Origin of the sequence: Pseudomonas sp. NFACC45, from assembly GCF_900113505.1 — a bacterium.
Lineage (GTDB): Bacteria > Pseudomonadota > Gammaproteobacteria > Pseudomonadales > Pseudomonadaceae > Aquipseudomonas > Aquipseudomonas tehranensis.
Window position 1 is genome coordinate 1 of the sequence record NZ_FOPO01000002.1, and the last position, 20,587, is coordinate 20,587.

Below are 20,587 nucleotides of genomic sequence, written 5' to 3' on the forward strand. Positions count from 1 at the left end.
CGCTATCGCGAGCAGGCTCGCTCCCACAGTTGTTTTAGGATGGCCTCGGGATTTGCATACACCACAGAACCTTGTGGGAGCGGGCTTGCTCGCGAAGGCGTCGGGTCAGTAGCGGTGATGTTGACTGACCCACCGCTATCGCGAGCAAGCCCGCTCCCACAGTTGTTTTTGGGGTGGTCTCAAAATTTCACAGGTGTTTTGGGGCGGTCTCGGGATTTGCATCCCGCGGGAACCCGGTGCAATGCATTACTCCGCCAACAACACCGCCGCATCGAACCCGACCCGCAAGTTGCCCCAATGGCGACCATTGAAGAAGAACGGGACGTCGATCTCGGTCATGATTTCCCCGGTATCGCGCAGGTAGGTCTGGAGCAGGAAGCGCTGGGTGTTGCCCGCTGCGCGCAGGCCGATGGGGTCGTTGAAGATTCGCTTGTTGCGGCATACCGGCAGATCGACGGCGCGGTCACCGGTCGGTGGTTTGGATACCCAGCTGTTGTTCACCGGGCAATAACCCTTGGTGTCGACGATGAATGAGACCTTACCGCCCGGGGTGCTACGGGTGAGTTTGTCGCATTCTTCCTGGCAGACTTGGGCAAAACGCTCGGTGTAGCTGGTCATGTATTGCTTGGGATCGGTGCCGGGAATCAGTTGGTAGTTCTGGTCGAACAGGTTGAGGCCATTCTGCTGCAGCGCCTCCAGCTGGGCCTGCAGGCTGTCGCGGCACTGGCTGGCCCGGGTGATGGCGGCATCCAGCTTGCCATGGCCGAGCACAAACCGGCCCAACAATGCCTGGACCTTTTCAGCGACCCCGGACAGGTCACGGGTCGCTGTTGCCGAATGCTGCATGCGCTGGTCAATCGACTGGCTGTCGGCATGGATCTGCGTGACCCGTTCGTTGATGCCCGTGTTGGACTCGGCGAAAAGCTGGATATGGGACGCGATATCGGCCAACTTGCCATTGGTGGATTCGAAATCGCCGATCATGCTTTCGAAATGGCCCGAGGCACGCTCCACGACTTTCTGGGTTTCCCGGGCGCTGTGGCTGATCTGGTTGGTCTGCTCATGGGTGGAACTGACTTCCTCGAGCATGGCGTCGATGTTGCGCGAGATATCGTCGGTGGCCCGGCTGACATTCTGCGCCAGGGTGCGCACCTCATCGGCCACCACGGCAAAACCTCGGCCGCTTTCACCGGCCCGGGCGGCTTCGATGGCCGCGTTGAGGGCCAGCAGGTTGGTTTGGGCAGAGATCTGCTGGATCAGCCCAACGATGGACTTGATGCTCGAAGATCGTTGATTCAGGGCGCCTACCAGCGTGGCGAATTCACTAAGGCTGCTGGAGATTTCACTGATGTTGCCTGTCACTTCCAGCAGTTCGGCATAGGAGTCGCGGGCCATGCTCAAGTTCTGGGCGGTGGTGCTGGAAATGCCCTGGGTCTGGCGCGAGACTTCTTCGATGCGGCCCACCGCAGTGTTGCTCTGATCCATCACTTCCTTGGCGAAGCGGGCCTGGTGGGTAGCGCTGTCGCTGGAGTCGCTGATGTTTTTCAACGAACGCGCCGATTCGACCGCAATGTGCACGGTCAGCGCCTGGACGTTACTGATGATCTCTCGCTGCTTGGCCAGGAAGCGGTTGCAGGTGTCGGCCAGCACGCGGATTTCGTCGTGGGTCACCAAGGGCAGGTCTTTGGACAGGTCGCCTTCGCCGCTGACGATCTCCTCGAGGGCCTTGGTCATGGCCGTGACAGGGCGCACGATCAGGTGGCGAAAGTACCAGACCATGAAGCTGATCATGCACAGCGTCAGCAGCGCGCCGAAGAGCAGGGCATGGGTGAGACTGTCGAGCCGGCCCTCGACTTGCCCCAGTAGCGCGGGGTCCAGTTGCGCGGTGTGCAACTGCAGCACAATGTCGGCGCGGGCGCTGAGGGCCACCCAGTAAAGCAAGCCACTGACCACGACCAGCAGGAAAAGGCTCGAGAGCTTTTTGGTGAGCGTATCGAAAAACCGCATCTCGATAGACTCGTACAAGGCCTTTAGCGTCTGCATCCGTTGCTCCCGGGTAAAAAATACTTCGATGGCATACATTCGACCGCGAGCGCCAAAGCTTTAGCGCGATAGGGCGATTTGATATCACGGCGGCGCTCACAGCGGTTTTCAACCCGTCCTGCTGATGGCGGAATGGAGAAGTCAATATCCAGGGCGGTAGAGGTAGACGAAAGTCGTACTAGCGCTCTGCCCAGTGACTGCTACGGTTTGAGTGGAAAACAATAAAAACAACGGGAGTTGATTTTCATGTCCACTCAAAAACAACAGGCTGCGCGTGCCTACTGGACGGAAAACCTGCGCTGGATGCTGGCATTGCTGGCAATCTGGTTCTTGGTGTCGTTCGGCTTTGGCATATTGCTGGTTGACCAGCTCAACACCATCAGCTTCTTCGGTACGCCCCTGGGATTCTGGTTCGCCCAGCAGGGGTCCATCTACGTGTTTGTGCTCGAGATTTTCTTCTATGTCTGGAAGATGAATCAGCTCGATCGCAAATATGACGTCCACGAAGACTGAGGCCGACGAGCATGGATACCCAAACCCTGATCTACCTGTTCGTCGGCGCGTCCTTTGCACTCTATATCGGTATCGCCATCTGGACGCGCGCCGGCTCCACCAGTGAATACTACGTTGCCAGTAAAGGCGTGCACCCGGTACTCAATGGCATGGCCACCGGGGCCGACTGGATGTCGGCCGCCTCGTTCATCTCCATGGCCGGGATCATTGCCTTTGCCGGCTATGACGGCTCGGTCTACCTGATGGGCTGGACCGGCGGCTACGTGCTGCTGGCGATGTGTCTGGCGCCGTATCTGCGCAAGTTCGGCAAATTCACCGTGCCGGAGTTCGTCGGCGCGCGTTACTACTCGCAGACAGCGCGAGTGGTGGCGGTGATCTGCGTGATCTTCATTTCCTTCACGTATGTGGCGGGGCAGATGCGCGGCGTGGGCATCGTGTTCTCCCGTTACCTGGAAGTGGATATCAATACTGGCGTGATGATCGGTATGGCCATCGTGTTCTTCTATTCCGTGCTCGGCGGCATGAAGGGCATTACCTACACCCAGGTAGCGCAGTACTGCGTGATGATTTTTGCCTACATGATGCCGGCGATTTACATCTCGATGATGATCACCGGCAACCCGATCCCGCAACTGGGCTTCATCAGCGAAGTCACAGGCACCGGCCAGAGCGTGATCGAACGGCTCAACGGGCTGGGGACGGAGCTAGGCTTTACGGCTTATACCGATGGCACCAAATCGACCACCGACGTGTTTTTCATCACCATGGCGTTGATGGTCGGCACCGCGGGCCTGCCTCATGTGATCGTGCGGTTCTTCACCACGCCGACCGTGCGGGATGCGCGTAAATCGGCAGGTTACGCGTTGCTGTTCATCGCCATCCTCTACACCACCGCACCGGCTGTAGCGGCTTTCGCCCGTACCAACCTGCTGACCTCGATTCCCAATGTCAGCTATGCCACCGCGCCAGCCTGGTTCAAGACCTGGGAAAATTCGGGGCTGATCGCCTGGGCGGACAAGAACAACGACGGCATCATCCAGTATGGCCCGGGGGCAGCCCTGGTCGGCGCGCCGAGCTTCACGGGGGAACGCGGGGCGAACGAGCAGCGGCTGCTGAGCAACCAGGTTTCACCGGTGGCTAACGAGCTGTATGTCGATAACGACATCATGGTTCTGGCCAACCCGGAGATTGCCGGGTTGCCAGGCTGGGTTATCGCTCTGATTGCCGCCGGTGGCCTGGCGGCGGCGCTGTCGACGGCAGCGGGGTTGCTACTGGTGATTTCCACATCGGTCTCCCATGACCTGCTCAAAAGCAACATCATGCCCAGGATCACTGAAAAGCAAGAGTTGCTGGCCGCCCGGATCGCCGCTGGCGTGGCGGTGCTGATCGCCGGATTGTTCGGCATCTACCCGCCGGCATTCGTGGCCCAGGTGGTGGCCTTTGCCTTCGGCCTGGCAGCGTCCTCATTCTTCCCGGTCATCGTCATGGGGATCTTCTCCAAGCGCATGAATCGTGAGGGCGCGATCGCCGGGATGATTGTGGGGCTGACGTTTACATTCACCTACATCGTCTACTTCAAATTCATCAATCCGGCGATGAACACCGCCGATCACTGGTGGCTGGGCGTATCGCCGGAAGGCATCGGCACCCTGGGGATGCTCTTCAACTTTGCGGCCGCAGTGGTGGTGTCACGCTTTACCGCGCCGCCGCCGGAGCACATTCAGCACCTGGTGGAAGATATCCGGGTTCCAAGGGGGGCGGGTGCGGCCATCGATCATTGATGTGCGCTAAGCCCTGAAAAAGGGTGGGCAACGAACAAAGGCGCCGGAGTGATCCGGCGTCTTTTTTTTGGCGAGTCAAGCGGGAAAGCGTTAGAAATATTTACTGGGAATCATTCTCAAAGTATATTCTCTCTCATTAACATCCCTCTGTGAGTGCTGCGTCTTGAATCGTTCCACCCCTCTCGCTACCCGCAACGCCTTTTTCAAACGCGTGTTGCCAACGCTGTCCTGCTGTTTCATCGCAAGCCCTTTGTGGGCGCAGGGCACCCTCGAACTGCCGACCACGGACATCCAGGGCAGTCGCATCACTCAGGACGAAGGCTATACGGCGTCGCAAGCCAGCACGGCGAGCAAAAGCGATGTACCGATCAAGGAAGAGGCGCAGTCGATCAACGTGGTGACCCAGCAAACCCTGGCGGACTATCAGGTGCGTTCGTTGGGCGATGCGATGAAGTTTGTCAGCGGCGTCAGCCAGGGCAACACCCTGGGCGGCTCGCGGGATTCGCTGGTCAAGCGCGGCTTCGGCACCAACGATGACGGCTCGATCCTGCGCGATGGCGTGCGTTCGAACCTGGGGCGCAATTTCAGCGCCACCACCGAGCGGGTCGAAGTGCTCAAGGGCCCAGCCTCGATGTTGTACGGCGCGCTGGAGCCTGGCGGCCTGGTCAACGTCATCAGCAAGAAACCCGAATACACCCAGAGCACAACGCTGAGCGGCTCGGCCTACAGCGAAGGCGGCGGCACCATGGCCCTGGACACCACCGGGCCACTGGGCGATACCGGCCTGGCGTATCGGTTGGTTGCCGAGCGTGGGCATGAGGATTATTGGCGCAACTATGGCGTCAATGAGAGCACGCTGGTGGCGCCGTCCCTGGCCTGGACGGGCGAGCGAGCCTCATTGAACCTCAGTTATGAGTACAACGAATACTCCAATCCGTTTGACCGCGGCACGGTGTTCAGGAACGGGCATCCGGTGGACATCGACTACGACAAGCGTCTTGATGAACCGTGGGCCAAAAGCGTCGGTATTCGCGAGACGGCGACGGCGCGATTCGAGTATGAGCTGAGCGAGGCGTGGAAGACTCGCGTGATCTATGGCTGGAACAATGACCGGTATAGTCTTTCGATTGCGCAGCCCAACTCGTTAACGGGTAATAACCTGCGCCGGGCCGCTAACGGTGCTCACTACGACGATGAAACCCGTTACGCCAGTTGGGATTTCATCGGCAAGCAAGAGCTGTTTGGTCAGCGTCATGACCTGCTGGTTGGAGTCGATAATCAGGTGTCTGACCAGTTTCGTGGCAAGACTTACCGAAATACCGCTCAGGGTGGTTTCGACATCACTTCGCCGGTCTACGGCAACCTGCCAGAGCCTAGCCAGATCAGCGCAGCCCAAAGCGACCTGAGTAACCAGTTAACCTCCAGCTCCGTTTATCTCAAGGACAACTGGCACCTCGACGACCGCTGGATCCTGGTCTTGGGTGGCCGCTACCAGCATTACGATCAATACAGCGATCAAGGCCTGGGCAGCCGATATGTGGTCAACCGCGATGATAACGGCGACGCTTTCGTACCGTTCCTGGGGCTGGTCTACAAAGCCACCGATGCCCTGTCGCTTTACGGTAACTACAGTCGGTCGTTCAAGCCAAATGACGATGTGGACGATGCCGGCAACACCTTCGATCCGGAAGAGGGCCGCAGCTATGAAATCGGCGCCAAATACGACCCGCTACCGGGCCTGAACATCAACCTTGCGCTGTATGACATCGTGAAGAAGAACGTCGTAACGTCCTCCACGGTCAATGGCGTCACGTTGGCAGAAGCCGCCGGTAAGGTCGGCTCCCAGGGCCTGGAGCTCGACGTTACCGGTCGTTTGGCCGAGCGTTGGGATCTGATCGGCACCTATGCCTACACCCACACGGAAATCCTCGACGATCCGGATGACGAAGGCCACCGCCTGGCCAACGCCCCCAAACACACCGCAAGCCTATACCTGACCCACCACCTGAACGTGCCTGCCGAATTCGGCGCCTGGCACGCCGGCGCCGGTGCACGTTACGTCGGCGAGCGCGCCGCCAACAACGCCAACGATTTCTGGCTCAGCAGCTACACCGTGGCCGACGCCTTCCTGCGCTGGGAGTCACCGGTATTGGGGCACAAGACCTCGTTGCAGTTGAACGTGGACAACCTGTTCGATAAACACTACTACCCGTCTTCCACCGGCAGCCAACTGCAGGTCAATGTCGGCGAACCGCGCACCGCCCGCCTGAGTGCCAGCGTGACGTTCTGAGTACGCTGTCCTGAAATCAAAAATGCCCGGAACCTGAGTCCCGGGCATTTTTATTGGCGGCCAGCGGCTATGCCGGTGTGCGGCCAACGGGCACCTGCGCGATGTCACGTTTAGCACCCGCCCTCAACGCGTGGCGCAGCTTCAGCGCCGGTCGCTCAACGCAGTAATACGACAAGCCACTCAATGCCAGCGACAACACCAGCACCAGCGTAATCATCAAGACGCTGTACTCAACCGGCCAGAATGCCCGCAGCACGTACATCACCACAAAATGGTTGAGGAACACGCCATAGCTGATATTCCCCAGAAGCTCATCCATCCAGTGATGCTTGAGCCTGCTGAGCAAATGCACCGCCGGCAAACCCAATGCAATGCCCAGGGTCACTTCTGCGTTGAAGGGGCGGCGGGGAATGAACCCGACAACAATGGCCAGGAACATGAGCGCTGCCACGACCGTGGTGATGGACGCGACCCATAGTCCTTTGGCCTGGGCGTGGTACAGGTAGCTGCCGCACAGGAAGATGAACAACACGCCCGGCAGTAGACGGTAGCCATAGATGTCGGTGTTGACGTAGCCCAGCGAGGCGACCAGGAAAACCGTTACGGACACCGCGAACGCAATGCCTCGCGCCTTATAAAGGATCAGGAACGGGATCAGCAGGTAAAAGCACATCTCCAGCCCCAGAGACCAGCCCGGTGGCAGGATCTCGGGCACAGTGACGCCGAACATGTAGAAACCTAGCGGCACGATGGGCAGGCTGGTGGCGATGTTTTCGATTGTCAGCGCCGCCGCCTGTGGGGAGCCCGGCAGCAGAAAATGAATCACCATGCAGGAGAGAACGAAATACAGAAGGAACTGCGGGTAAAGTCTCAGCAGGCGGTCAAGATAGAACAGACCGATTTTCCCTGGGACGTTGTAGCTCCTGTCGATCAAGGGCGTCATCACAAAACCGCTGATAATCAGAAACGACACCACGGCAACAACGCCGGGGTTGAACCCCATGAACATCACGCCCATGTGCGAAATCGCCACGAGCATGGCCAGCAGCAACCGATAACCCCCCAAGCCTCTCATCCTTAGTCAGAGTTGATTCTTTGCGCGGTAACTTATGTGGCTTTGTGGCCGGTGAACAGAGGATTGCGCGGTGGCGACGGGGGAGTGGGGGAAATTGGCAGATATGACATCGTTGTCTCAGTCAGACCGCCATCGCGAGCAGGCTTGCTCCCCCTTTGGAAGCGAACCTGCTCGCAATGACGGTGGAACTAACCACAGGAATCCAAGGACTTGTACCACCGAAACGGGGAGGCAGCGGTTTGGCGCCTTGAATCATCCAGGCGCCAGGGCAAACTCAACGACGCTTGCCAAATACCGTTTTCGGCGACTTGCCAAAGAACCGGGTGAATGCGGCGCTGAAATTATTCGGGAATTTGTAGCCAACCTTGTAAGCCGCCTGCGCGACTTGGCAACCGCTTTCAAGCAGCGTGTAGGCCTTGCGCATGCGGATCTCGTGAAGCATCCGGTGTGGCGTGGAGTTGAAGCGGTAGTGCAGGCCTTCCTTGAGCTTGAATTCGTTGAGCCCGACTGCGGCGCACAGGTAGGGAATGGTCAGCGGCTGGTCCATTTGCTCGATCATGATGTCCCGTGCCTGGTCGAGTTTTTCGATGTCGCTGGCACTGAATTGCGGGTTCTGAATGCAAGTGGGCGGGCTCAGCAGTTTCAACTGCTCGGACAGCAGGCAGAGGGTGTGGATGTGCATGTCCAGCGCGCCGGTCGCACCCTGGTTGAGATAACGCGCCAAGGCGGTGGCGTGGCTGGCACTGGTGGCTGAGGTTTTCTGAAAGGCCAGTTGGCGCACATTGCCGTTGCCCAGTAACTGGCGGGTGCGCTGCTCACCGATGTATCGGTTGAGCATGCCTTCACCGATCAGCAGCCTGAGCTGGGATACGGTCGTGCCGGCTTCGTAGCAGCGCTCGCCGAGGCTCAGTTGAAACGACGTGATGGTGGTGTAGCCGGCTCGGAACGACACCGCCGAACCGTCGGCGCCCTTGTACCCGGAGTCGCCTTGCATGCCGAACGTGATGACCAGCATATGGCGATTGTGCGGGCTGACGGTTTCTTCGATCAGATTACGCGTGGGGCGGTAGCGCGAGCGCACCACCATCAGGTCGTTATCGACGAAATAGCGCTCGGAATAGCACTCCCCCAGTTCCCCCGGCAGTTGCTGGCGCGTCCAGCCACAGGTGTCGTTGCTGATCAGTCGCGAGTGCGTTGGCGCAACTCGATACGACTGGGAAATCTTCTGTAGGGCCGCCACTTTTATTGTCCTCCTTGGTTGACTCTGGCTTGCATATGGATTGATCCAGATTCCATATGAACTAGATGATAACTATTCGCATTAATCAATACCATGTTTGCATCTCAACTGCCATCGCAAGAACGCGGCAGTCGCTGATTCATTGATGGGGAGTGCGATGGGCAAGCCTGTATTGAAAGCCTGCGGTTACACGTTGTGCGTCGGTTGCTGCCTGGGCGCAGCCGTGAACGTCGCGGCGCAAACCGAGCTGGCTCCGGTCACGGTGACGGCGAACAAAATCGAACAGCTCCAGGAAACGGTTCCAGCCAGTCTGTCGGTGCTGACGGGTGAAGACCTGCGCAAGGGCGGCATCCATGACCTGGAAGACCTGGCGCGAGCCACTCCCGGCATTACCTTCCAGCCCTTTGGTCAGTCGGGCACGAACCTGCCGGTGGTGCGCGGCCTGACTGCCAGCCCCACGGCGTTTTCCTCCTCGATGCTGATGTTGGTCGACGGCGTGCCGACCTTGATGGGGCAGGGCTTTGACCACAACCTGTTGGGGGTGGAACGCATCGAAATCCTGCGTGGACCGCAGTCGACCCTGTATGGCCGCAACGCAGAAGCCGGCGTATTGAGCCTCCATACTCGCCAGCCCGAAGCGCTGCCCTATGCCCGGATCGAAGCCGGTGCTGGCAGTCGCGACGAGCGCACCCTGGGCGTGGATGCCAGTACCGCGCTGCTCCCGGACACTCTGTACGCCGGGGTTTCCGGGCAATGGCTGGAGCGCGATGGCTACGTTGACAACGACTGGCGCGGCGGGCAGGCCGATGATCGCGAACGCCACAGTGCCCGTATGGTGCTGCGCTGGACGCCCACGTTGGCCACAGACGTCAACCTGCGCTACAGCCGCCAGGACTATCGCGACGGCGGTGCCCAGTGGGGAGCGGCGGATTCATCTCGGCGCCAGGTGCGCTCCGGCACCTCGAGCTGGAACCATTCCAGTGGCCGCAGCCTGTCTTTGGACGTGCAGCATGAGTTCGAGTCGGGCCTGAAGCTGCGCTCGATCACTGCACGCAATGACTTCTACGACCGGGTTCGCCAAGACACCGATTTCCAGCCTGCAGACCGCTTCCACGTAGTCCGTGATTACCACTTCAATACCTTGGCCCAGGAGTTTCGCCTGGAAGGCCAGTGGGACGAGAACCCGTGGTTGCTCGGCGTTTATGCGGACCACGATGACCACGACCTGTCCTACCAACAGCAACTGCCCATCAGCCTGTCCCGCACGGATGTGCAACTGAGTGGCAATACCGCGGCGCTGTTCGGCCAGTGGCTGATGCCCCTGGCCGAACGTTGGACCCTGACCCTCGGCGCTCGCGTCGAACAGGACAAGGTGCGCCTAGATCCCCGGGGCGGTAGTGGCCAGAGCCAGGCGTGGCAACGCTTTACCCCCAAGGTATCACTGCAATACGAGTGGCAAACGGATGCCTACCTGTACACCAGCTATGCCGAAGGTTTTCGCGCCGGAGGTTTCAATGCCTTCTCCAGTGCCGCCAATTACCCCGGTTATGACCCGGAAAAGGTCAAGACGTATGAGGTCGGCGCCAAGGGTTGGCTGGATGACAGACGCCTGCGTTACTCGGCGGCGCTGTACTGGATGGACGTGCGCGACATGCAAGTGCAGCAACTGCTCCAACCGGGCGTGGTGTACATCACCAACGCGGCGTCGGCGCACTCCACGGGGTTGGAACTCGAAGCCCAATACCTCCTTGCTGACAACTGGACGTTGGTCAGCTCCGTGGGCCTGAACCGCACCCGTTTCCAGCGTTTCAGCGACGGCAACAGTGACTACCAGGGCAATCGCAATCCCTACGCCCCCGACTTCACCGGCCATCTGAGCCTGCGCTACGACGCCCCCGTCGGTTGGTGGGCCCAGGGTGGCGTGGATGTCGTCGGCAAGACCTACCTGGACTCGGCCAACCAGTACAGCCGTGGCGGCTACGGCTTGATCAACCTCAATGCCGGTTATGACATCGGCCGGTACGGCATCAGTGCCTATGTGAAGAACGCCGCCGACAAGCGCTACGACGCCGTCGGCTATTTGAACGGCACCGCGCGGGTCTACAGCCCGCCAAGGGAAATCGGCCTGCGCGTGAGCTATGAACTGTGAGCTGCGAATGATGAATGGAAGCGACCTGGCAACACCACATCCCCTGCAACCCTACTGGGACCTGACTCTGGCCGGCGTGCGCGCCGACGCCTTGCGCATCGCGCTGGAATGGAAGCTGTTCAACCTGCTGCAAGTGCCTGTCACGGCGCAGACCATTGCCCGCCAGTTGCAACTCGACCCGGTCAACACCGGTTATTGGCTGGAAGCGCTATGGAGCATGGCCTTGCTGGTCCGTGACCAACAGCAACCGCCGCGCTACCAAAACTCTGCTGTGGCCCACGACTACCTGCGCGCCGAGGCCCCGGACTACTGCGGCGATGCGTGGACGTTCCGCCTGCGCGGGCTTCGGCATTTCGGTGGACAGTTGGGCGACCAGGTTCGGGCCGGTCAGCCCAGCGGGCAGGCGCCGAACGTGGCGACCACCATCGAGAACTGGACGGCCGCTGCACGTCTGCAATTAGCCCAGGAGCAACGGGCCGTCACGGTAGAGGTGGCGTTGCGCCTGATGGCAGGGATTCCCGAGTTCGCCCACGCCCGCCGATTCCTGGACTTGGGGGGTGGCCCGGGTCTGGTAGCGATAGCCTTGGTCCGGGATAACCCGCTGTTGAGTGGCGAGGTGTTCGATTTCCCCCAGACCGTCAGCGTGGCGGCGGAAAATATCCATAGGGCCGGCCTCCAGCAGCGCCTCAGCGTCCGCGGCGGGGACCTGGCAAACGATGACATCGGCGAGGGGTATGACCTGATCTGGTGTTCTTCAGTGTTGCACTTTGTCCCGGACCTGGCCGCGAGCCTGGAGAAAATCCATGCCGCATTGCGTCCTGGTGGCGTGCTGGTCAGTGCCCATGCCGAAGTCCCCCTGGACCCGGACCTGGCCCGGCGGGTCATGCCTTACTACCTGTCGATGCAAATGCTCGGTCGCCAGGTCACCCAGGCTGGCGGCCTGGCCGATGCGTTGACGCAGGCCGGTTTCGTCGATATCGACCATTACCCTGAAGTGGCCCTTGCCGTGGCTCCGGTCGCGGTGCAAGTGGCGCGTCGGAGTGGCCCATGAAAGGTCAGGAAAACGCGCGCCTGTGGCGCCTGCAGTTGCTGTTCGGCTGGCTCCATTTTGTCCTAGCAATACCCAGCATTTACCTGCTGCTCGGGCTTCCGCTGGTCATGCGTGAACACGGTTGGTCCGGTACCGATATCGGGTTGTTCCAACTGACGGGGCTGCCGGCGGTGTTCAAGTTCCTCTTGGCCGTGCCCGTGCAGCGCTATCGGGCCCCCCAAGGGCACTATCGCTTTTGGGCACTGGGGCTGTGCCTGCTGCTGGCGCTGTTGCTGGTGCTGGCCAGTCAGCAGGCGATCACCGCCAATCGGCTGGTTCTTTTCGGTCTGGCCTTCGCTGCTGGCGTGCTGGCGACCTGGGCCGACATTCCGGTCAACGCCCTGGCCATCAAGTTATTGCCGCAAGCGCAGCGATTGCGTGCAGGGGGGATCCGTTCGGCGGCGCTGTTCCTCGCCGCCATTGTGGGCGCCGGGGTCATGCTGGTGGTGCAGCAGCGCTGGGGTTGGCAGGCGCCGTTTCTGTTGATGGCGGCCGGGTTGCTACTGGCCCTGCCGTTTCTCGGGCGCTTGCACGAGGCGGATGGCAATGCTGTCGAGCCCCAGGCATGCAGGCCGGCCTTGGTGGATTGGTCCGGTTTTTTCCGGCAGCCCGGCGCACGTCTCTGGATCTGGCTGCTGCTCAGCGGTTTCCCCTTTCTTGGCGCGGCGTGGCTTTACCTCAAACCGCTGTTGCTGGACCAGGGGATGCCTGCGCAGCAGGTGGCCTGGGTTGCCGGCGTCGGCGGCGGGGTGGTCGGCGCCCTGGCGAGCATTCTGGGCGCCAGGCTGGTGCAACGCCTGAGCCCGGCCCGGGTGACCCCGTGGTTCATGGTCGGTGCCTGGTTGGCGTTACTGGCCTTGACGGGCGCGGTATGGCTCCAGGCCTCGAGCTCGTGGTTGGTGGCGGCGGCTTATCTCTTGGCCATGGCGATGGGCGCGGTATCGAGCCTGATGTTCGGCCTGATGATGTTTTTCTCCCGTCGTCACCACCAGGCTGATGACTACGGCCTCCAGGCCAGCCTCTTTGTACTCACGCGCCTGTTGGTACCGATCGGTGCCGGCGTGTTGCTCGATCGCAGTGGTCCGGCGGGAATGCTTGCCGGTCTGTGCCTGGCAATGCTCGGCGTGTGTGCACTGGCGATCGCTGCGCGACGTTCGATAGCCCAGGCCACGGTGGATGCCGGTATCCCCGACGACCGAGCTGACCGAGCTAAAGGCGAATCCGCCCCCCAAGTAAGTTAGACCCAATAGGAATGGAGTCCATGAAGGCAACCTTAGGTATCTGCTTGATTACCCAGACGCAGCCTCTGATCGAGGATGTGGCATTTGTCGTCGATTATTTGCAGGCCTGCTTGCAGCCTCCGGCAAATAATCCCGACTGGCCGCTTTCGATCAGAGGCAACGAGCCGATGCATCGTGCCTTGGGCCCCAGGCCCCACGGCGAAGCTGTCCTGGAGACTTTGATGGTCCAGGCCCAGCAGTATTTGCAGGGCAACCCGTGCGTGGCGGCAGCGCTGCCCGACTTGTGGGTGCTGACCTTCGATTCGCCCCAAGCCGCCCGGCAAAGCTTGCGCCGACAAGCTCCGCCGTTGTCCAACGAACTGTTCATTCTCGATCTTTGTCAGCAAAGCGAGGCGGGGGACGAGGATCCCTTTGATGAATTGATCGCCGCTGCGCCCGTGTCACGCCTGTCGCCTCATTCGGCGCTGCTGTATTGCGCCTTGCCGGCCCTGCCGGGCTGGATGAACCGGGTCGGCGGCAACCGCCATCTGCGTGTGGCGGGGCAGGACCGCGCTGCGCGTCGGGCGGACCTGCTGCGCATCCTCCTCGATCATTTGGAGCACGCACACTTCAACCGTTTGCTGGCGCGTTCGATCAGCGGGCCGTTGCTATCGGTGAGCCTGGCGACGGAAATCACCCGGTTCATGTGCAGTCGCTGGCAGCAGCGTTGGGACTTTCATGCCTACACCGGGTCGATGGTGGCGGGGTTGATCCAGTCGATGCAGCAGAACGTCGCCGGCACCGGCGTGCGTTGCCTGGGCGGCTGCAACGAACACAGCCTGGCGGTCAGTGCCATGGCCGGCTGGCAGTTGTTTGGCCGGGCCTACGTGATTGCCGTGACCTCGGGCATGATCGATGAGTTTCGCGGCACCCTGGCCAATCTCAAGCGGCTGGGGGCTCCGGGGCTGATCGTCTGCGCCGACAGCCCGGAGAACGTCTGGTATGCCTTCCAGGGCACCCACGATCTGGACAACGACGGCTGTCGGGTCATCGAGGCCCGGGGGCTGCGCCAAGTCTTCATCCGCAAGGTCGAGGAAATCGGTCCACGCCTGGAAGAGGCCTTCGCCATGCTTGCCGAACGAGCCGAGCCGGTGTTTATCCTGGCCACCCAGGGGGTGCTGGAATCCCGCCCCCAGGTGCCGCTGGACGTACGCCTGCCCGAGCTCATGTCGACACCGGCCTGGCGCCCCGACACGCGGCAGGCCGGCGCGCTGGACCAAGCCCTGGAGCTGATCAATCGCGAGCCGGTGCACCTGCTATGGCAGTGCGGCAAGCTCAGCGCCGAGCAGCGTCGGCGCGTGCATGCCCTGGCCGAGCGTGGTGCCATCGGCCTGGCGGACAGCATTACCCAACCCGGCAGTGTCGGTCCTTACCACGAGGGGCGGGCGGTGCCCGAATACCTTGGGCCATTGTCTCTGTATGGGTTCAGCCGGCGGGTGTACCAGTTCATGCATTGCGAGCATGAGTTGAACGGGGCCCAGGACCACTGCGTGTTCTTTCTCAAGGGCAAGGTCGACCAGGCTGCCACGCCATTCTCCGAAGGCAAGCTCAAGCGCCAGTTGCGGGTGGTGCAGGTCAATCATGAACCGCGGCATCTTTCACCGTTCACCGATTTGGCGTTGGATGTGCCGCTGGATGCGTTCCTGGACCATATCGAGCGCGGGCTACAGGTCGAACCCCAAGTGCTCGCGTTGCGGCGAGACAAGCTCCGCGAGATGGCGCAACGTAGCGAAGCCGTGGCGGCGGATCACATCGAGACCTTGCCCATGACCGCCAACTACTTTTTCCATCGGCTCGGCCATCTGGTACGCGAGCTGATCGAGCACCAGGGGTATCGCTACATCGGCGTCTACGATGTCGGCCGTTGCGGTATTTCGGCGGTGCGTAACGTGCCACGCACTGACCCGGGATTTTCCGGGTGGTATGGACGGGCGTTGATGGGGGATGCGCTGATGGCCTTGCCCTATATCGCCATGACCGCCGAGGGCAATGTCCTGGCGTTCGTGGGCGATGGCGCTCGGGCCTTGGTGCCGGATATCGAGGCACGCCTGGCGCAAGCGCTGGCCGAGGACCCGTGCGCGAACCAGCGCAACGTCAGTCTTTTCTACCTCACCAATGGCGTGTTGTCGCTGATCCAGACGTATCTCGACAAACGCTATGCCCACAACGGCGCCCAGCAAGTTGCGGTGACCAGCGCCGGGGCAGTGGCTGCGCCAATGGAACGTATCGGCGCCATCAGCGTGCACCGCGAACGCTTGGTCAACTTTGATGAAGCCGCCCTGCGCCAAGCCCTGTCGCAACCCGGACAACTGAACATCTTCGACGTGTTGCTGGCCCATAACTCGGAGGGCGACGGTTTGAGCCTGGTCTCCGAAACCGCCTGGAACCGTCAATGAACCTTCGCCAAGGACATACCCCCATGAAATTCGGCTTCATCGCCCATCCGACCTCCATTGCCCTGCAACGCCAGGTGAAGATCATCGACCTGTTGGACCGCACGCTCGCTGAGCAAGACCGCGGGTATCAGGCTCAGCTCTGGAAGTCACGCAATCTGGTGCCGTTCGCTGACTTCGGGCGCATCGTCAGCGCCAGCGGCGCGGTGTGCGAGGGCATCTTGCATTACCTGCCGCTGACCGCGGAGCAAATGCTCAGCCAGCCGCGAACCATCGCCGCACGGGTGCTCGAAGGCGTGCACAGCCTGCAGGAGCAGGGCGCGCAACTGGTCGGCCTCGGTGGCTTCACGGCGATTGTCGGCAACCGCGGGTTGCAGACCCTCGACCGCAGCGGCGTACCGGTCACCACCGGGAACTCGTTGACCGCCTACGCCGCCTACAAGAACGTGCTGGAGGCCATGGCCCGACTGGAGGTGGCGCCGCAAGACAGTGAAGTGGCGGTGGTCGGTTACCCCGGTTCGATCGCTCTGGTCATCGCCAAGCTACTGGCCGGCGACGGTTGCCGCCTGCGCCTGGTGCATCGCGGTAGCGCGCAGCAGGGCCGTGACAGCCTGGCCTGGCTGCCGGCGCAGTTCCACGGCCAGGTGCAGCTCACGAGCGATATCGACAGTTGCTACAAGCACGTACGTTTTTACGTCGCGGCGACGTCCAGCGGCGGCGTGATCGACCCCTATCGGCTCACGCCTGGGGCCGTGGTGGTGGACGCTGCGTTGCCCCGGGATGTACTGCCGTTTCATCAAGACCGCCAGGACATCCTGATCATCGACGGTGGCCTGGTGTCGGCCAGCGCCGACTTGCGTTTCGGCACTGAAACCCTGGGGTTGGCGCCGAAAAAATTCCTCAATGGCTGCCTGGCGGAAACCTTGGTGCTGGCGCTGGAGGGGCGTGCCGAAGCGTTTTCCATCGGTCGCGAATTACCCGAGGAGCGGGTACTGGAAATTGGCCGCATCGCTGAACTGCATGGTTTCTCGCCGTCGCCCATGGCCTCTTATGGCGAGCGCCTGACAGACGCGGATTTCCAGGCCCTGCGACGCTTCCATCGGACCACGAAAGTCCCCACCACCGTCGAACAACCCACCGATCAACCGGCTGCCCTGCGGGCCGAAGCCTTGCGTTGTTTCGACCAGCACATCAACCCGGTGCTGAGGGAGTTCTACCAGTTCAACCACATCGAACGGGTGTTCACCCACGGCAGTGGTTGCTGGCTGACAGACCTGGACGGTGGCCGTTACCTGGATTTCGTCGCCGGCTACGGCTGCCTCAATACCGGGCACAATCATCCGCGCATCAGCCAGGCGTTACAGGCCTATCTGCAACAGCAATACCCCACGTTCGTCCAGTACGTATCGGTGCCCTTGCAGACCAGCCTGCTGGCCCAGCGCCTGAGTGAGCTGGCGCCGGGAAACCTGGAGCGGGTGTTTTTCAGCAACTCGGGCACCGAGGCGATAGAGGCGGCGTTGAAGCTGGCGATGGCGGCCATGCAGCGACCTCGAATCCTGTATTGCGACAACGGCTATCACGGCAAGACCCTGGGAGCGCTGTCGGTCACCGGGCGAGACAAGCACCGCGACCCTTTCAAGCCGCTGCTGGCGCGCTGCGATTCGATCGCTTTTGGCGATCTGGCGGCGCTGGAAAGTGCCTTGCGCCAAGGGGATGTCGGCGCCTTTATTCTCGAACCGATCCAGGGCGAGGGCGGGGTGATCGTGCCTCCGCAGGGCTACCTGAAGCAGGTTCGCGCACTTTGCAACGCCTACGACTGCCTGTTGATTGTCGATGAGATCCAGACGGGCCTGGGCCGCACAGGCAAGCTGTTCGCCTGTGAGTGGGAGGCGGTGGTGCCGGATATCCTGGTGCTGTCCAAATCGTTGTCTGGCGGTGCGGTGCCCATCGGCGCGACGCTGTCCAGCGCGGCGTTGTGGGACCGTGCCTATGGCAGCATCGACACCTTTGCGTTGCACACCTCGACCTTCGGCGGCGGCAACTTTGCGTCGGCTTCGGCTCTGGCGACGCTTGAGGTGATTGCCGCAGAAGACTTGGCCGGCAACGCCGCCCGGGTCGGTGGGCAGCTCAAGCAGGCCCTGCAAGAGGCGGTCAGTCCGTACCCGTTCATTCGTGAAGTGCGCGGCGTCGGGTTGATGATCGCCATTGAGTTCGAATACAGCTTCAAAGGCGGCGTCGAGGCCTTCGTGCGTGAGTTCGCCAGCCGCATTCCGGGCAATGCGGCGGGCACCTATCGCATGCTCTCCGGTAAAGCCAAGCGGCATATCGAGGAGGCCATCTGTGAGGTGGAGAAAAACTTCGAGGAGATGTTCGTTTTGCGTTTCGTCAGCAAATTGTCCCGGGAGCACGGTGTGTTGACCTTTGTCACCGCCAACAACAACCGGGTCATGCGCATCCAGCCTCCACTGGTGCTCAATGACGCCGAAGCACAGCATTTTGTCGAAGCCTTCAGTGCCGTGTGCGAGGACATGTCGACCTTCCTCGCCTGACGCCCGCACGAGCCCTTGAAAGAGGGCTTTTGTTTATCTGTTGCGATACACCCCGTCGATTCCTGCTGTCGATGAACTGCTTATCGCAGAGTGGCCGTTCTAAATGCATACGAAAACGGACCTTGTGCATATGAAATTCAAAGCCCTTTGAATTGATTAATCAAAGAGCCTGCATGAGAATTACTTACATTCAGTAACAGGTATTAAACATGAAACTTCCTCCGCTTGTCGCTGCTGTTTCGAGCCTAAGTAACGAAGAAATAACCCGTTATAGTCGACACTTGTTGATTCCTGATGTGGGCGTGGAAGGGCAGTGTCGTTTAAAGAGCAGCAAAGTACTGGTCATCGGTGCCGGAGGCCTGGGTTCGCCGGCGTTGCTTTACCTGGCGGCGGCCGGTGTCGGTACCCTGGGTATCATCGATTTCGACCGGGTGGACGAGTCCAACCTGCAGCGCCAGGTGATCCATCGGGTTGCCACGGTGGGCCAGTTGAAGGTCGACAGTGCCGCCGAGGCAATCAACGCGCTGAACCCCTATGTGAAAGTCGAACGCCACACAGAGCGACTGGAGCCGCAAAGCGCGGTGCAACTGTTCAGCCAATATGACCTTATCCTCGATGGCACTGACAATTTCGCCACCCGCTACCTGGTCAACGATGCCTGTGTGCTGGCCGGCAAACCCTACGTCTGGGGGTCGATCTTCCGCTTCGAAGGCCAGGCCTCGGTGTTCTGGGAAAACGCCCCTGGCGGCGTCGGCCTCAACTACCGCGACCTGTATCCCGAGCCGCCTCCGCCCGAGCTGGCACCATCCTGTTCCGAAGGTGGGGTGCTGGGCATTTTGTGTGCGTCCATCGGCGCAATCATGGCCACTGAGGCGATCAAGCTGATCACCGGCATCGGCGATAGCCTGCTGGGGCGCCTGATGGTGTACGACGCGTTGGACATGTCCTACCGACAGATGCCGCTGCGGCGCTCTCCGGGTCGTCAGCCCATCACGGGCCTGAGCGATTACCAGGCCTTTTGCGGCCTGAGCGCGCCCCACGGCGTGCAGGATTCAGACATCCCTTCGATCAGCGCCAGGCAATTGCAGGTATTGCGCGAAAGCGGTCAGGACGTGTTGTTGATCGATGTGCGTGACCGCACCGAATGGGACATCGTGCGGATCCATGGCGCCCAGCACATGCCCAAGGGGCCGAAGACAGCAGAGCTGATCGAAACCCGGTTCGGCAAGCACGCCAACCTGGTCCTGCACTGCAAGACCGGCGTGCGCTCGAAAGCGGTATTGCTTGAGCTTCAACGGCGAGGCTTCAGCAACGTACGCAACCTCGATGGCGGCGTGCTGGCCTGGGTTCGGGATGTCGAGCCAGCGTTGCCGGCCTATTGAGCCTGAAGATGAGGAGCGATAATGCTGAGTATTCGTGCCGGCCTGCTGGAAGCCATGCTGGAGCAGGCGCGGCGGGATCATCCGCTGGAAACCTGCGGGATCGTCGCCGCACCGATAGGCGTTCGTACCGCCGAACGCCTGGTGCCGATGGACAACGCCGCCCGTTCGCCCACGTTCTTCAGTTTCGATCCCAGGCAACAACTGGCGGTCTGGCGAGCGCTGGACGAGCGAGACGAGGAGTGTCGGGTGATCTATCACTCCCATACCGCCAGTGTCGCTTATCCGAGCGCCGAGGATGTGCGTTATGCCGGTGATGCTTCGGTGCATTACGTCATTGTTTCAACACTGGCGGCGGTTGCCGAGTGCGTGCGAAGTTTTCGAATCATCAATAACAAAGTGACCGAAGAGCGTATTTGCGTGGTGCACTGAAAGTTATAAGCGATACCGCTCAACTCAATAATCAATGGTCAAAGGGCTGTTTAAAGCTCAGGGAGTTCTGCATGTCGATTTTTGTCACGGTGCCAACTTTATTGCGCACTTTCACCCAGGATCAAAAGCGTATTGAAGTTCAGGGTCAGACCGTTCTTGACGTTATCGAATACATGGAAAAACAGTATCCGGGGGTCAAGGAGCGGCTGATCGGCGATGGCCAGGTGCATCGTTTCGTGAACATCTACGTCAACGATGACGACATCCGCTTTGTCGACAACCTCGCCACGGTACTCAAGGCCGGCGATAGCCTCACCATTCTCCCGGCCGTGGCCGGCGGTTGAGGCAGGACGCTGACCCGGGGCTGCGCGCG

Annotated in this window: 14 protein-coding genes; 11 read left to right on the top strand and 3 right to left on the bottom strand. The window is 60.8% G+C overall.

The annotated features are described in order from the left end of the window. Positions 1-246: 246 nt before the first annotated feature. Complete coding sequence (locus BM132_RS02935; protein ID WP_092453108.1) at positions 247-2,043, bottom strand: methyl-accepting chemotaxis protein; 1,797 nt, start codon at positions 2,041-2,043, stop codon at positions 247-249. A gap of 246 nt (positions 2,044-2,289) precedes the next feature. Here BM132_RS02935 and BM132_RS02940 point away from each other — a divergent pair, with 246 nt between their 5' ends. From BM132_RS02940 to BM132_RS02950, 3 genes are all read left to right on the top strand, one after another. Continuing rightward, on the top strand, positions 2,290-2,556 hold the full coding sequence (locus tag BM132_RS02940) for a DUF4212 domain-containing protein (RefSeq protein WP_092397776.1): 267 nt from the start codon (positions 2,290-2,292) through the stop codon (positions 2,554-2,556). Between the two features lie 11 nt (positions 2,557-2,567). Continuing rightward, positions 2,568-4,337 (top strand): sodium:solute symporter family protein, encoded by a 1,770-nt coding sequence (locus BM132_RS02945; RefSeq protein WP_092453111.1) that lies wholly within the window; start codon positions 2,568-2,570, stop codon positions 4,335-4,337. Positions 4,338-4,548: 211 nt separating this feature from the next. Further along, the gene (locus BM132_RS02950; RefSeq protein WP_371264102.1) at positions 4,549-6,627 is read left to right on the top strand and encodes a TonB-dependent siderophore receptor; all 2,079 of its coding nucleotides are present in this window, start codon (positions 4,549-4,551) and stop codon (positions 6,625-6,627) included. A gap of 67 nt (positions 6,628-6,694) precedes the next feature. On the opposite strand, the gene BM132_RS02955 is transcribed toward BM132_RS02950, so the two are convergent. After that, positions 6,695-7,693, bottom strand: coding sequence for an acyltransferase family protein (locus BM132_RS02955; protein WP_371264091.1), 999 nt, complete (start codon positions 7,691-7,693; stop codon positions 6,695-6,697). A 283-nt stretch (positions 7,694-7,976) separates the two neighbouring features. Then, positions 7,977-8,942 (bottom strand): helix-turn-helix domain-containing protein, encoded by a 966-nt coding sequence (locus tag BM132_RS02960; RefSeq protein ID WP_092397782.1) that lies wholly within the window; start codon positions 8,940-8,942, stop codon positions 7,977-7,979. A 157-nt stretch (positions 8,943-9,099) separates the two neighbouring features. On the opposite strand from BM132_RS02960, the gene BM132_RS02965 reads away from it, so the two are divergent. The 8 genes from BM132_RS02965 (at position 9,100) to BM132_RS03000 (ending at position 20,558) form a co-directional block, all read left to right on the top strand. After that, positions 9,100-11,091, top strand: a complete 1,992-nt coding sequence (locus BM132_RS02965; protein WP_092453120.1) for a TonB-dependent receptor — start codon at positions 9,100-9,102, stop codon at positions 11,089-11,091. A 10-nt stretch (positions 11,092-11,101) separates the two neighbouring features. Further along, positions 11,102-12,142, top strand: a complete 1,041-nt coding sequence (locus BM132_RS02970) for a methyltransferase (protein WP_092398566.1) — start codon at positions 11,102-11,104, stop codon at positions 12,140-12,142. Continuing rightward, entirely contained in the window at positions 12,139-13,422 is a 1,284-nt protein-coding gene (locus BM132_RS02975) for an MFS transporter (protein ID WP_092453123.1), read from the top strand. Before BM132_RS02970 ends, BM132_RS02975 begins: the two co-directional genes overlap by 4 nt. A gap of 20 nt (positions 13,423-13,442) precedes the next feature. Beyond that, positions 13,443-15,857: a decarboxylase gene (locus BM132_RS02980; RefSeq protein ID WP_092453126.1), complete on the top strand. Its 2,415-nt coding sequence runs from the start codon at positions 13,443-13,445 to the stop codon at positions 15,855-15,857. Next, positions 15,854-18,403, top strand: coding sequence for a prodigiosin MAP biosynthesis aminotransferase PigE (locus BM132_RS02985; protein WP_256244103.1), 2,550 nt, complete (start codon positions 15,854-15,856; stop codon positions 18,401-18,403). The genes BM132_RS02980 and BM132_RS02985 overlap by 4 nt, the downstream gene beginning before the upstream one ends. 209 nt (positions 18,404-18,612) lie before the next feature. Continuing rightward, entirely contained in the window at positions 18,613-19,785 is a 1,173-nt protein-coding gene (gene moeB, locus BM132_RS02990) for a molybdopterin-synthase adenylyltransferase MoeB (RefSeq protein ID WP_092397792.1), read from the top strand. Between the two features lie 21 nt (positions 19,786-19,806). Beyond that, entirely contained in the window at positions 19,807-20,214 is a 408-nt protein-coding gene (locus BM132_RS02995; RefSeq protein ID WP_092397794.1) for a M67 family metallopeptidase, read from the top strand. 71 nt (positions 20,215-20,285) lie between these two features. Then, positions 20,286-20,558 (top strand): MoaD family protein, encoded by a 273-nt coding sequence (locus BM132_RS03000; protein ID WP_092397796.1) that lies wholly within the window; start codon positions 20,286-20,288, stop codon positions 20,556-20,558. The last annotated feature ends 29 nt before the right edge of the window (positions 20,559-20,587 follow it).